This window comes from Enterobacter sp. WP_7_1 (assembly GCF_003688535.1).
GTDB lineage: Bacteria > Pseudomonadota > Gammaproteobacteria > Enterobacterales > Enterobacteriaceae > Enterobacter > Enterobacter asburiae.
Genome location: NZ_REFK01000004.1, coordinates 281,246 through 294,195, shown reverse-complemented (window position 1 = coordinate 294,195; position 12,950 = coordinate 281,246). Strand labels below are relative to the sequence as shown.

16 protein-coding genes are annotated in these 12,950 nt (G+C 59.9%); 10 read left to right on the top strand and 6 right to left on the bottom strand.

What is annotated here, in order from left to right:
- Position 1 precedes the first annotated feature (1 nt).
- Both BJ885_RS17700 and BJ885_RS17695 read right to left on the bottom strand, forming a co-directional pair.
- On the bottom strand, positions 2–619 hold the full coding sequence (locus tag BJ885_RS17700) for a response regulator transcription factor (protein WP_121932418.1): 618 nt from the start codon (positions 617–619) through the stop codon (positions 2–4).
- Positions 620–804: 185 nt separating this feature from the next.
- The gene (locus tag BJ885_RS17695; RefSeq protein WP_121932419.1) at positions 805–1,191 is read right to left on the bottom strand and encodes a VOC family protein; all 387 of its coding nucleotides are present in this window, start codon (positions 1,189–1,191) and stop codon (positions 805–807) included.
- A gap of 88 nt (positions 1,192–1,279) precedes the next feature.
- Between BJ885_RS17695 and BJ885_RS17690 the strand changes: the two genes are divergently transcribed.
- Positions 1,280–1,882 (top strand): ATP-dependent Clp protease proteolytic subunit, encoded by a 603-nt coding sequence (locus BJ885_RS17690; protein WP_024909504.1) that lies wholly within the window; start codon positions 1,280–1,282, stop codon positions 1,880–1,882.
- 124 nt (positions 1,883–2,006) lie between these two features.
- Positions 2,007–3,128 carry a cupin domain-containing protein gene (locus tag BJ885_RS17685; protein ID WP_033144538.1) on the top strand — a complete coding sequence of 374 codons (1,122 nt, stop codon included), beginning with the start codon at positions 2,007–2,009 and terminating at the stop codon, positions 3,126–3,128.
- A gap of 61 nt (positions 3,129–3,189) precedes the next feature.
- Here BJ885_RS17685 and BJ885_RS17680 read toward each other — a convergent pair whose 3' ends face one another.
- Positions 3,190–4,608 carry a PLP-dependent aminotransferase family protein gene (locus BJ885_RS17680; RefSeq protein WP_047646554.1) on the bottom strand — a complete coding sequence of 473 codons (1,419 nt, stop codon included), beginning with the start codon at positions 4,606–4,608 and terminating at the stop codon, positions 3,190–3,192.
- A 176-nt stretch (positions 4,609–4,784) separates the two neighbouring features.
- On the opposite strand from BJ885_RS17680, the gene BJ885_RS17675 reads away from it, so the two are divergent.
- On the top strand, positions 4,785–4,946 hold the full coding sequence (locus BJ885_RS17675) for a DUF1127 domain-containing protein (RefSeq protein ID WP_023334364.1): 162 nt from the start codon (positions 4,785–4,787) through the stop codon (positions 4,944–4,946).
- Between the two features lie 94 nt (positions 4,947–5,040).
- Here the strand turns inward: BJ885_RS17675 and BJ885_RS17670 are convergent, their stop codons facing one another.
- Positions 5,041–5,295 carry a DUF4282 domain-containing protein gene (locus BJ885_RS17670; RefSeq protein ID WP_023334365.1) on the bottom strand — a complete coding sequence of 85 codons (255 nt, stop codon included), beginning with the start codon at positions 5,293–5,295 and terminating at the stop codon, positions 5,041–5,043.
- 81 nt (positions 5,296–5,376) lie between these two features.
- The gene (locus tag BJ885_RS17665) at positions 5,377–6,765 is read right to left on the bottom strand and encodes a PLP-dependent aminotransferase family protein (protein WP_121932420.1); all 1,389 of its coding nucleotides are present in this window, start codon (positions 6,763–6,765) and stop codon (positions 5,377–5,379) included.
- 104 nt (positions 6,766–6,869) lie between these two features.
- Here BJ885_RS17665 and BJ885_RS17660 point away from each other — a divergent pair, with 104 nt between their 5' ends.
- Positions 6,870–7,349, top strand: coding sequence for a carboxymuconolactone decarboxylase family protein (locus tag BJ885_RS17660; RefSeq protein WP_014882392.1), 480 nt, complete (start codon positions 6,870–6,872; stop codon positions 7,347–7,349).
- Here the strand turns inward: BJ885_RS17660 and BJ885_RS17655 are convergent.
- Positions 7,336–8,238 carry a LysR family transcriptional regulator gene (locus tag BJ885_RS17655; RefSeq protein WP_121932421.1) on the bottom strand — a complete coding sequence of 301 codons (903 nt, stop codon included), beginning with the start codon at positions 8,236–8,238 and terminating at the stop codon, positions 7,336–7,338. The two genes, BJ885_RS17660 and BJ885_RS17655, sit on opposite strands and share 14 nt — an antisense overlap.
- Before the next feature lie 100 nt (positions 8,239–8,338).
- Here BJ885_RS17655 and BJ885_RS17650 point away from each other — a divergent pair, with 100 nt between their 5' ends.
- The 6 genes from BJ885_RS17650 (at position 8,339) to BJ885_RS17625 (ending at position 12,950) form a co-directional block, all read left to right on the top strand.
- Positions 8,339–9,754, top strand: a complete 1,416-nt coding sequence (locus BJ885_RS17650; RefSeq protein WP_121932422.1) for an aldehyde dehydrogenase family protein — start codon at positions 8,339–8,341, stop codon at positions 9,752–9,754.
- A gap of 152 nt (positions 9,755–9,906) precedes the next feature.
- Entirely contained in the window at positions 9,907–10,230 is a 324-nt protein-coding gene (locus BJ885_RS17645; protein WP_033144543.1) for an antibiotic biosynthesis monooxygenase, read from the top strand.
- Positions 10,223–10,597 carry an amino acid-binding protein gene (locus tag BJ885_RS17640; protein ID WP_121932423.1) on the top strand — a complete coding sequence of 125 codons (375 nt, stop codon included), beginning with the start codon at positions 10,223–10,225 and terminating at the stop codon, positions 10,595–10,597. Before BJ885_RS17645 ends, BJ885_RS17640 begins: the two co-directional genes overlap by 8 nt.
- Positions 10,572–11,267 (top strand): helix-turn-helix transcriptional regulator, encoded by a 696-nt coding sequence (locus tag BJ885_RS17635; protein WP_121932424.1) that lies wholly within the window; start codon positions 10,572–10,574, stop codon positions 11,265–11,267. Before BJ885_RS17640 ends, BJ885_RS17635 begins: the two co-directional genes overlap by 26 nt.
- A 148-nt stretch (positions 11,268–11,415) precedes the next feature.
- Complete coding sequence (locus tag BJ885_RS17630; protein ID WP_033144545.1) at positions 11,416–11,886, top strand: MarR family winged helix-turn-helix transcriptional regulator; 471 nt, start codon at positions 11,416–11,418, stop codon at positions 11,884–11,886.
- A complete protein-coding gene (locus tag BJ885_RS17625; RefSeq protein WP_121932425.1) occupies positions 11,883–12,950 on the top strand; it encodes an HlyD family secretion protein in 1,068 nt (355 codons plus the stop codon). Before BJ885_RS17630 ends, BJ885_RS17625 begins: the two co-directional genes overlap by 4 nt.

Sequence of the window (12,950 nt, the reverse complement as noted above, 5' to 3'; positions counted from 1 at the left end):
GTTACTCCGCAGGCTGGCTATTGGTCAGGCGCTCAACGGCCCTGACCAGCTCCGCCACGGAGCGCACCTGCATTTTCTCCATCACGCGGCGACGGTGTACCTTAACCGTGATCTCGCTGACGCCCAGCTCGGCGGCAATCTGCTTGTTCAGCATGCCGCTTATCGCCAGCGTCAGCACCTCGTGCTCGCGCGGGGTGAGGGACATGTGGCGCTGCTTCAGGGCGTAGTGTTCTTTATTGCGCACGGCGTTATGTTCCGCCAGCTGAAGCGCGGACTCGATGGCGTCAATAAGCGCGGTGGATTCGACGGGCTTGGTGAGAAATTCGTACGCGCCGCCTTTAATGGCGCGCACCGACATCGGGATAGTGCCGTGGCCGGTAAGAAAAATAATCGGGATCTCGCGCCCGCTGTCCTTGAGGGCGTCAGCCACCTCAAAGCCCGAGATGGCGGGCATTTGCATATCGAGGACCACGCACGACGGCAAATCCTCAAAGCGGTGTTGAAGAAACGCTTCTGCCGATGAAAAGCCGACGGCGTTCAGGTCTGCCGAATCCAGCAGCCCGATCACGGACTGCCTGACTGCGTCATCGTCATCTACCACATACACAATGTGTTCCATTCACCGCCCCGGTGCTGATTGACATGTCGAGGATGCAAACAATCCCGACCGTTACGTAAGGGACTGTTTATGCTGACTTTCATCTTAACACATTAACTATCATTATCATTTAACAATATGATAACCGTATGAAGATGAAGTATAGCGATACGTGGCCGGGGCGGTTAAGCAACGAAACGCTGATTTTATGCACCCACAAGCTCGATGCGGTTGCCGTCCGGATCCGCGATTACCGCTTCATAGAAGCCGTCCCCGGTCATGCGCGGGGCGCTGAGCAGCGTGCCGTTTGCCTGCGCCCGCTCGGCCATGCTGTCGACCTGCGCCCTGCTGCCGACGTTGATGGCGATATGCGCCCAGCCGATAAACTCCGGGTGCGCAGGGGCGTCTGGCAGGTCCGGCAGCGTCATCAGCTCGATGGTCGGCCCGTCATCCAGCGTAATAAAGTGTGATTCAAAACCGGGACGATTTTTACTGACGTAGCGTTCGTTACTGCGGCCATTAAACACCGTTTCCCAGAACTCAACCTGCGCGTTCAGGCTGCGGGTCCAGAGTGCGACATGTGCAATATTCATATGCTCCCTCGTTATTTGTCTGTGAGGACTTTGATCGGTAAAACAGGCTACACTCTGGTTTTGAGCGCTACAAGCTGAGGAAATAACAATGCACTACACACTGAAAGAAAGCGACAAGGAAAAGGCGGAAGGGTCAAACGGCGCGGGCGCTCTGCAGCAAAAACTGCTGGAGTCCCGTTCGATTGTGATCTCTGGTGAGATCAACCAGGAGCTGGCGCAGAAGGTCATTACCCAGATGATCCTGCTGCAAAGCGTCAGCAACGATCCGATCAAGCTGTACATCAACAGCCAGGGCGGCCACGTGGAAGCGGGCGATACCATCCACGACTTCATCAAGTTCATCCGCCCGGAAGTGCACGTCATCGGCACCGGCTGGGTGGCGAGCGCCGGGATCACCATCTTCCTGGCGGCGAAGAAAGAGCACCGCTACTCGCTGCCAAATACCCGCTTTATGATCCACCAGCCGCTGGGCGGCGTGCGCGGTCAGGCAACGGATATTGAGATCGAAGCGCGCGAGATCATCCGCATGCTGGATCGCGTGAACAAGCTGATCGCCGACGCCACCGGCCAGCCGCTGGAAAAAGTTAAAAAAGACACCGACCGCAACTTCTGGATGTCTCCGGCAGAAGCGCTGGACTACGGCATCGTGGGCAAGCTGATTACCCATTATGACGAGCTGAAGCTGGATTAAGTTTTCGCGGCGTGTTTGAGTCGGGTGATACCCGACCTACACGCCCTCGTTTGACCCATGACAAGTTCCCCCTCTGCCTTCTTGCCTATAATCGCGCCTGTTTCCCCTCTCACTGGTGCTACCCATGGCGTATCAACTGAACCTGAACTGGCCGGAATTTCTCGAAAAATACTGGCAAAAACAACCCGTAGTGCTGAAAAATGCCTTCCCGAATTTTGTCGATCCGATTACCCCGGACGAGCTGGCAGGCCTGGCGATGGAGCCGGAAGTCGATAGCCGCCTGGTGAGCCATTTCAACGGTAAGTGGCAGGCCAGCAATGGTCCGTTTGAGCACTTTGACGATCTGGGCGAAACCGGCTGGTCGCTGCTGGCGCAGGCGGTGAACCACTGGCATATGCCCGCCGCAGAGCTGGTGCGTCCGTTCCGCGTCCTGCCGGACTGGCGTCTGGATGACCTGATGATCTCCTTCTCCGTGCCGGGCGGCGGCGTGGGTCCGCATATCGATCAGTACGACGTGTTTATTATTCAGGGGATGGGCAGCCGCCGCTGGCGCGTGGGTGACAAGCTGCCAATGCGTCAGTTCTGCCCGCATCCGGCGCTGCTGCATGTGGATCCGTTTGAGCCGATCATCGACGAAGATCTGGCCCCGGGCGATATCCTCTACATCCCGCCTGGATTCCCGCACGACGGCTTTACCCATGAGACGGCGCTCAACTACTCCGTCGGCTTCCGCGGGCCGAACGGTCGCGATCTGATCAGCAGCTTCGCCGATTACGCGCTGGAAAACGATCTGGGCGGCGAGCACTACAGCGATCCGGATCTGACCTGTCGCGAACACCCGGGCCGCGTGGAGCAGTACGAGCTGGATCGCATTCGTCAGATGATGTTCGACATGATTAGCAAGCCGGATGATTTCACAAAATGGTTCGGCAGCTTTGTCTCGACGCCACGCCACGAGCTGGATATCGCCACCGCCGAGCCGCCGTACGCGCCGGAAGAGGTGCTGGACGCGCTGCAGGGCGGCGAAACGCTGTCTCGCCTGAGCGGCCTGCGCGTGCTGAACGTTAACGGCAGCTTCTTTATCAACAGCGAACAGCTGGAGACGGTAGACGCGAAGGCGGCGGATGCGCTGTGCCGCTACACCGAACTCGGCCAGGCCGAGCTGGGCGATGCGCTGAATAACCCGGCGTTTGTTGAAGAGCTCACCGGGCTGATTAACCAGGGGTACTGGTACTTCGACGAGTAGTGCGGCACGGTTTTCTCCCTCTCCCTGTGGGAGAGGGCCGGGGTGAGGGCATCAGGCCGCGCTAGCCCTCCTCCATCGCAATCACAATCGCCTCACCCATCTTCTTCAACGCTTCACGATTCTTCTCCGTCGGCGGCAGCGCCACGTTGATCCGCAGACAGTTGCGGTACTTCCCGGAGGCGGAAAACAGCGACCCGGCCGCGGCCTGGATTTTCAGCCGACACAGCTGCTTGCTGACGCACACCATATCGACCTTCTCCGGCAGCTCAATCCACAGCAGGAAGCTTCCCTGCGGGCGCGTGACGCAAATCTCTGCCGGAAAATACTGCCGCACCCAGCAGGTGTAGGTTTCCATATTCTGCTGATAAATCTGACGCATACGGCGCACGTGGCGATGGTAATGCCCGTCGCGAATAAACGCCGCCACCGCCATCTGCGTGCCCGGCACGTTAAACCCGCCCGCGGCGTATTTCATGTGCATCACCCGGTCGTAATAGCGCCCAGGCACAATCCAGCCGACGCGCAGGCCCGGCGCCACGGTTTTGGTAAACGAACTGCAGAGGATCACGCGGCCGTCGATATCCATCGAGTGGATGGTGCGCGGGCGCGGGTACTCCGCCGCCAGCTCCCCGTAAATGTCATCCTCCACGATCACGATATCGTGCCGCTGGGCCAGGGCTAACACCTGCTTTTTCCGCGCTTCCGGCATGATAAACCCGAGCGGGTTATTGCAGTTGGGCACCAGGATCACCGCCTTGATCGGCCACTGCTCCAGCGCCAGCTCTAACGCCTCTATGCTGATCCCGGTCTCGGGATCGGTAGGAATTTCAATCGCCTTGATGTCAAACCCGCGCAGCATCTGCATGGTGCCGTGAAACGACGGTGACTCCACCGCCACGATGTCCCCCGGCTTGCACACCGAGAGCAGGGCGATCGACAGCGCGCCGTGGCAGCCGTTGGTGATGACAATCTCGTTCGCTGCCACGGTCGAGCCGCCGTCCAGCATCAGGCGGGCGATCTGCTCGCGCAGCTCCAGGCGGCCGTCGAGCACGTCATAGCTCAGCATTTCACCCGGATTATGCTGCGCAATGCGGCTCATCTCGCGCCACAGGGGCTTCAGGCTCGGCTGGTTAATATCCGGCGAGCCGCCGCCAAAGGAGATCATCTCTTTGTCGGCGCGGGCGTCCAGCAGCATCATCACCTCATCCCACTGGGTGACGTCCACGGGGCGCTGCACCGGGCGCGTCATGGCCGGAACCGGCGGCTGGGCCTTGCGCTGCGAGACAAAATAGCCGGAGCGCGGCTGAGGGGTGATCAGCTGGAGGTTTTCGAGGATCTGATAGGCCTGCTGTATGGTGCTGATACTCACGCCGTGCTCCTGGCTCAGCGTGCGTACCGACGGCAGACGTTCGCCGCTGCGATACAGCCCTTGTTCAATGCGTTCTGCCAGAAGGTTGGCGAGATGTTGATAGCGCGTCATGCTGTATCCTTTGTTTTCACCATACAGATTGTAAAACCAGTACAGATTGCCGTAAAAATTGGCATGCAGATACTGTTTTAGCGGATCTGTATGTTAAACAAAAGGTGTTTTTGAGTCTGTATTGCACAGGCCGATTTCCAGGATGATAACCCCACTGGTACAGTGAGGAGAGCATCATGGAATTCTATGAGAACCGTTCAAAACGTCCGTTCGTCGTGTTTGTCTGGATCGGCAAAACGATCTGCAACTGGTATCGCATCAACCGTACCCGCCGCATCCTGAGCCAGATGAGCGACGAGCAGCTCAAGGACGTTGGGCTGTCGCGGTATGATGTGTGAGCATAGGATTGCCCGGTGGCGCTTCGCTTACCGGGCTTGCTCGATCCCGTAGGCCGGGTAAGGCGTAGCCGCCACCCGGCATATAACAAGCGGATTATTCGGCAGATTTTATCGACGTGTTTTCAGCGATGCGGCGCAAATATTCGTTGTTCTTGAACGCAACCATAATCAGTTCGAACATCACTCGGCATCCGACCAGGCTGCATACCGTACCGATAAAGCCGGTGATGAGATGGTCGCTGAACATGGTATACACACCGCCTGCAAAAATAAGCAGCATGGCGATCCAGTAAAATAAGACCAGCACGCGTGGTGTTAATAAATAATCAAATCCCAAAATTGATTTCATTTTCTTTTCCTTAGAAATGTAAAAAAGCCATCAGATTATATCGATATTTTAAATCGATGCTAATTGGGCAGATATTTGATTTCAGAATAATATTTCAAGCGTCTGCCGCTTCGGCCTCTCCAGCAACGCCACCGCCTCTTCATATGATCGCACGTTGTTATAGCCCATCACCAGCCCGTAGCGTTTGCCCGAGCCGCGATACCACTCCGAAAGCGCATTCACCTGCAGCTGCTGTTCCTGCCAGCAGCGCGCCACTTCCCGGTCACCGCTTCCTCTGGTCAGAAACGCCACGATATGCATCCCGCCGTCATTTTGCTCGGTGAAAAACAGATCGCCATACACCTCGCGCAGGGCGGCAATCATCCAGTCGCGGCGGGTCTGATACAGCGCGCGCATCTTTTTCAGGTGACGGAAAAAATGCCCTTCGTTGAGAAACGCGGTGAGGATCTTTTGCGTCAGCACCGGCTGGCCGCTGGTGGTAATGTCCGCGCAGTCGGTAAAGGCCCCGACGGTGCTGGCGGGCATCACCACGTAGCCCATGCGCAGCGACGGCATGATGGTTTTACTGAATGTGCCCATAAAAATTACCCGGTCGTGCTGGTCGAGGCTTTTCAGCGACGGCAGCACCTTGCGGGTGTAGTGAAACTCCCCGTCGTAATCGTCTTCGATAATCCACGCCTCGTTCTGGCTGGCCCAGTCGAGCAGCTGCTGCTTGCGCGGCAGCGATAGCGTGACCGCCAGCGGACTCTGGTGCGACGGGGTGACGATGGCAAAACGGGCGTCGCGGTGGTGACGGAGCAGGTAGTTCGTATCGATGCCGCTGCGATCGACCGGCACCGTGTGCAGGCGCGGCACGATCCGCTTGAGCAGCTGCTGGCCCATAAAGTAGCCCGGATCCTCGAACACCACCTTGTCGCTGCGGCTGGCAAGGGTGTCGAGGATCAGCCGCAGGCTGCCGCTGTAGCCGCTGGTGATCAGTACCTGTTCAGCGGTGCAGGACAGCCCGCGCGAAATATTGAGATAGCTGGCGATGGCCTGGCGCAGCGGGTACCAGCCCAGCACCGGTGGGTTGAGCATCTCCTCCTGACGCATGGCGCGCGTCGCCTGGCCTGCCAGCAGCAGCCATTTTTTATACGGAAAGCTGTCGAGGGCCGGGATGCCGGGGCGCAGAAACCCCGCCCGCTCGCGCTGGCTGATGAGCGATGCCGGAAGCGCACCGGTAGGCTGTTCCGCAGGGGCACTCTTATCCGGCAACAGCAGATCCGGGTTGACCCGCGTGCCGCGCGCGCCCTGGCTCACCAGATACCCTTCACCCGTCAGAATGGCGTACGCCGTTTCGACGGTTTTACGCGCCACCTTCAGCTCTTCCGCCAGCACGCGGATAGCCGGGACCTTATCGCCCGGCTTCAGCACGCCGCGCGTGATGTTGTCGCGATAGCGGGAGTAAATCTCGTGATAGCCCGGCTTCATGTCCTACCTCGTTTCACGCTTTTTGTATCTTTTTACTATGTCATGAACGGCGTAGATTTGCTGCATTGCATAGCACATGCCGCACAAAAAAAAGAGGAAAGACAATGAGCACTCGCGTTAACCACCATAAAGTTACACCTGCCCTCGCCAACGCGCTGTCTGCCCTGAGCATGGAGGTGGCAAAAACCTCCATCGACCCGGCGCTGAAGCACCTGATCGACATTCGCGTGTCGCAGCTGAACGGCTGCACCTTCTGTCTGGATATGCACTCGAAAGAGGCCAAAATTGCCGGCGAGCGCGAGCTGCGCCTGTACCATCTGGCGGCCTGGCGCGAGTCCCCGCTGTTCAGCGCCCGCGAGAAAGCCGCGCTGGCATTCACCGAAGCGCTGACCCAGATTGGCGTTCACGGGGTGAGCGACGCGCTGTATCGCAGCGTGGCGGAGCACTTCTCGGACGTCGAGATTTCAGAGCTGAACTTCGCCATCGTGGCGATCAACGCCTGGAACCGTCTGGGGATCACCTCCCGCATGGCACCGGGATCGCTGGACGCGGCTTACGGGCTGAACAAGGCTAACCTGGAATAATCCCGCGCTCGCGGATCGTTGCCACCAGCGCCCGCAGGCCTGGCGGGACGTGGCGATGGCCGGGGTAGTACAGGCGCAGTCCGGCAAAGGGCTGCGCCCAGTCGTTTAATACGCTCACCAGTTCTCCCCGCTCAAGCTCTTCCCGGATATACAGTTCCGGCAAAAATCCCACCCCTAATCCCGCTTTTACGGCGCGGATCGAGGCAAAAAGATCGGACGTCGCAAAGCGCGGCGGCACGGCAAGGGCGTACGTTTCCCCCCGACGCGCCAGCTCCCAGCGGTAGATCCCGCCGTGGGCCATACGCATGCCGATCCCCTGATGCGAAAGCAGATCGTCCGGCGTCTGCGGAATGCCGTGGCGTGCAAAATAGTCCGGCGTGGCGGTGACCAGCTGGCGGATCTCTCCGGTCAGCGGCACGGCGATCATGTCCTGCGGCACGGACTCTTCAAGGCGGATCCCCGCGTCATAGCCTTCCGCGACGATGTCGATCATTCGCGCTTCGCTGATGGTGTCTACGCGCATCTTCGGGTAGCGGATCATAAAGTCGATCAGCAGCTGGTCCAGAAACAGGGCGCCGATATGGTTCGGCACGTTCAGACGCAGCGTGCCGGCGGGTTCCCCGGTGTCGCTGTGGATCTCCTCGCTGGCGAGACGGATCTCCTGCAGGGCCGGGCCGATACGCGCCACGTAGCGCTGTCCGGCGTCGGTGAGCGCCACGCTGCGGGTGGTGCGGTTAAAGAGGCGGGTATCAAGGCGGCTCTCCAGCCCGGCGATGGCGTTGCTAACCGCCGTGGCGGACATGCCCAGCTCCTGCGCCGCGGCGCGAAAGCTGCCGCGCCGTACGACGGCCATTACCACTTCCAGCTCTGTCAGACCTGAACGATGCATAGATTATCCTGAAAATCGAAACAACCCTTGCAGCATAGCGTGGATTATCGCAATGGAGAAGCCGTGCCAGACTGTGCTCACACAGCCTGAGGAGGTTTATATGCACACCATCGAACAGATCTTTATTAACGGCGAATTTTTTACCCCGCACGGCACCGAGTGGTTTGATTTGTACAACCCGGCGACGGCGAAGGTCATCGGCCAGGTTCGTCTGGCGGATGAGGTTGACGCAGAGCGCGCCGTTGCGGCGGCGAAAGCGGCGTTTCCGGCGTGGTCGCAGACCACAAAGCAGGAACGCATCGCGGCGCTAAAACGCATGCACGCCGCCGTGGCCGCTCGCCACGACGATCTGCTGGAAGCGGTTATTGAAGAGTACGGCGCGCCCGCCTCGCGCTCGGCGTGGATGGCCAGCTATCCGGCGGAGGTGATTGCTCAGGCCATTGAGGCGCTGGAGGCGTTTGAATTTGTCATCCCCGCAGGCGCAGCGACGGTGCAGATGACGCCGCTTGGGGTGGCCGGGCTTATCACGCCGTGGAACAGCGACGCGGGGTTTATCTGCGGCAAGCTGGCGGCCGCGCTGGCTGCGGGCTGTACGGCAGTCATCAAGCCGAGCGAAATGAGCGCCCTGCAAACCCGGATTGTCACCGAAGCGCTGCGCGATGCCGCGCTGCCGCCGGGGGTGTTTAACATCGTCACCGGGCGCGGCGAAACCGTCGGTGAAACCATCAGCCGCCATCCCGACGTGGCAAAAATCTCGTTTACCGGCTCGACGAATACCGGCAAGGCGATCCTGCGCAACGCGGCGGAGAGCTTTAAGCGCGTGACCCTGGAGTTAGGCGGCAAATCGCCGACGATCCTGCTGGATGATGTGGATCTGGCGCAGGCGATCCCGCTGGTGATTCAGGCCGGATTTATGAACAGCGGGCAGGCATGCGTGGCCGGAACGCGCATTCTGGTGCCGCAGGCGCGCAAGGCGGAGATCGAAACCGCGCTGGCGCAGGCCGTGGCGGCGGTGAAATCGGGCGATCCGCGCGATAACGCGACGGACGTCGGCCCGATGGTCAGCGAAAAGCAGTGGCAGCGGGTGCAGGGCTATATCCGTAAAGGAATCGAAGAGGGAGCGCGCCTGCTGGCGGGTGGTGAAGGGAGACCGGACGGCACGCGAGACGGCTGGTTTGTGCGCCCGACGCTGTTTGCCGACGTGAACAACCAGATGACGGTCGCCCGTGACGAGATTTTCGGCCCGGTGCTGTGCGCGATCCCCTATCGTGACGAGGCGGAGGCTGTCGCCATTGCCAATGACACAGAATACGGACTGAGCGCGATGGTGCTGGGAGGCGATGCGAACCGCGCGCGACGCGTGGCGCAGCAGATTGTTTCCGGTCGCGTGCTGGTGAACACCCTTGCCCATGAGCCGAAAGCGCCGTTCGGCGGGTTTAAGCATTCCGGCGTGGGGCGCGAGATGGGCGAGTGGGGGATTAGGGCATTTATGGAGCCGAGGTCGATTCTGGGTTAAAACCTGCCCGGTGGCGCTGCGCTTGCCGGACCAACCTGACACCGTAGGCCGGATAAGCGCAGCGCCATCCGGCACAATACTTCGCTCTTTGCCGAAGCATTGCGCTTTTCCATCCTGCATTCTCTCCCCAACATCACTACGGAGAGACCATCATGATTGCAGTCATTTTCGAAGCCAAAGCCGCGCCCGCCCATCAGGCGCGCTACCTGCAGCTCGCTGCCGAACTCAAACCTTTGCTGGCGGACATCGACGGCTTTATTGATATCGAACGGTTCCAGAGCCTGACGACCGACGGCAAAATCCTTTCCCTTTCCTGGTGGCGGGATGAAGAGGCCGTCCGCCGCTGGAAGCAGAACGTCTTCCATCAGGCCGCGCAGGCCGAAGGGCGGGAGTCGATTTTCGCGTACTACCGCATTCGGGTGGCGCAGCTGGTGCGGGAGTACAGTTCCGAAACCGGAGGGCACGCTGATGTATGACGTTCATGTGATTTTTAGCGACAGGCCCGGCGAGCTGGCGCGCAACGGCGTGGGGCTGGAGGGCGGCGGCGTATTTGGTACCGATGCCCATTTTCTGGTGGAAGACGGGGAAAAAGCGCGACGCGTGCTGCTCGACGCCGGGTTTACCGTGCAGGCGGTGCGTAAGCCGGTGATCCGGAAACTCAGGCAGGAACGCCCCGGCGAGCTGGGTGAAATCGCGGCGGCGCTGGCGGCACGCGGCGTGTCTATCCTTACCCAGTACAGCGACCATGCGAATCACCTAATTCTGCTGACGGATGATGATAAGCTGGCCGCAGAGATCACCGAACCCTGGGCGACATATGTTAAAAACGAGCCTACCTCCTGATAACAGCGCGGCGCTGGAACAGGCCATTGCCGCGGTGGCTGCCGCAATGGCCGATCCGTCGCGCGTAAAGATGCTGTGCGCGCTGATGGACGGGCGGGCGTGGACCGCCACCGAGCTGAGCGCGGCGGCAGATGTTGCGCCGTCGACCGCCAGCGGGCATCTCGCCCGGCTGGTGGAAGGGCAACTGATCGCCTGTCTGTCGCAGGGGCGGCACCGCTATTATCGTCTGGCAGGGCACGACGTGGCGGAACTGGTGGAGCAGATGATGGGGCTCTCCTGGAGCCGCATTACCCCGCCGGAAACGACCGCACCGAAGGCCATGCGCGAGGCCCGAACCTGCTACGACCATCTTGCCGGAACGGTTGCGGTGCAAATCTATGATTTTATGCAGGCGGAAGGCTGGCTGGAGGCTGACGGTTCAGCGCTCACGCCGTATGGCCGCGAGCAGTTTCTGAAGCTCGGCGTTTCGTTAAGCGCTCACCCGCGCCGCAAAGCCTGCTGCGCCTGTCTGGACTGGAGCGAGCGGCGGTTTCATCTGGGCGGTGAGGCGGGCGCGGCGCTGCTGATTCATCTGGAAAGCAAAGGGTGGATCCAGCGGGTGGCGGGATACAGGGAGGTGGTGGTGACGGCGTCGGGTAGGGCTGCTGTTAAGAGACTTTTTAGCCGCTAAACTTCGCTGCGGGCTGGTGCCCTCATCCTAACCCTCTCCCACGGGGAAAGAGAGACGTCGTTTCGCAATTCCTGCTCTTTCGCCTCTCGTTTCTTGATACTTACCCTGATAACTATTATCGTGGCCGCGTGTGACGAGAGGTTTCCCCATGAGCGAAGAAGAACTGTTTAGCCGCAGGCCGATGGGCATGCGGATGGCGATGATCGTGCGCCAGTGGCGTGCGGTAATCGACGACGCCATTCTCGATACCGGGTTAACCCAGTCGAGCTGGACGGTGATGATGCAGCTTCATCAGCTCGGGGATAACGTCTCCGTGAGTGAGCTGGCGGAGGTGCAGGGCATTGAACTGCCGCCGCTGATGCGCACCCTGACACAGCTGGAAAAGCAGGGTTACCTGCTGCGCTCTGTATCGCCTTATGACAAGCGCATCCGGCTTCTGACGCTGACGCCTGAGGGAAAAGCCATATTAAAAAGGCTCACTCAGGTGATTGAGACCTATCAGGCGCGCGTATCGCAAAACATCGCGCCGGAACATATCGACATTTTCAGCGCCACCCTGAATCAATTCGCCTGCAATTTGCGGACTATCCGCGAAGAAGATAACAAGACCGAAAAATAATGACCCCTGAACAAAAGTTTGCCCGCTGGGTAAGGGTGAGTATTGCCTCTTTCCTGCTGATGTTTGTCTACTTTATCGTCGCGGATATCTGGATCCCGCTGACGCCGGACTCCACCGTGATGCGCGTGGTGACGCCGGTTTCTCCGCGCGTCTCCGGCTACGTGGCGGCGGTACATGTCCACAACAACAGCCAGGTGAAAAAAGGCGATCTGCTGTTTGAGCTCGACGACACGCCGTTTCGCAATAAAGTGGAAGCGGCGCAAATCGCGCTTGAGCAGGCACGCCTGTCCAACGAACAGCTGGATGCGCAGATCGCCGCCGCGCAGGCCAGCCTGAAAACCGCCGTGCTGACCGCGCGTAACGATAAAGTGACCTTCGATCGCTACCAGAAGCTGAGCACCCTGCAGAACGTCTCGCAGGCGGATCTGGATAAGGTTCGCACCACCTGGCAGAGCAGCGAGCAGTCCGTCAGCTCCATTCAGGCCAATATCCATAACCTGCGCATTCAGCGCGGCGAGCGGGACGAGCATCGCAACGTGACGCTGCAAAAATACCGTAACGCGCTGGATGAGGCGGAACTTAACCTCGGCTGGACGAAGGTCTATGCCCAGGCGGACGGCACGGTCAGTAACCTGCAGTTAAGCCCGGGCTTTTACGCTTCCTCGGGTTCAGCCGCGCTGGCGCTGGTGAACAACCAGACCGATATCGTCGCCGATTTCCGCGAGAAGAGCCTGCGCCACACCCATCAGGGCACCGACGCCGCCGTGGTGTTCGACGCCTTCCCGGGGCACGTTTTCCGCGCCCACGTGACCAGCAGCGACGCGGGGATACTGGCGGGTCAGGAGGCCGTGAACGGTCAACTCTCCGAGCCGGAAACCTCCAACCGCTGGGTGCGCGATGCCCAACGCATGCGCATTCACGTCGCGCTGGACGAAGAATTGCCGAAGCATCTGCCGACCGGCGCGCGCGCCACCGTGCAGCTCTACAACAGCGAGGGGCCGTTTGCGCGCTTCTTCTCCGGGATGCAGATCCACCTGGTGAGCCTGCTTCACTATGTTTATTAG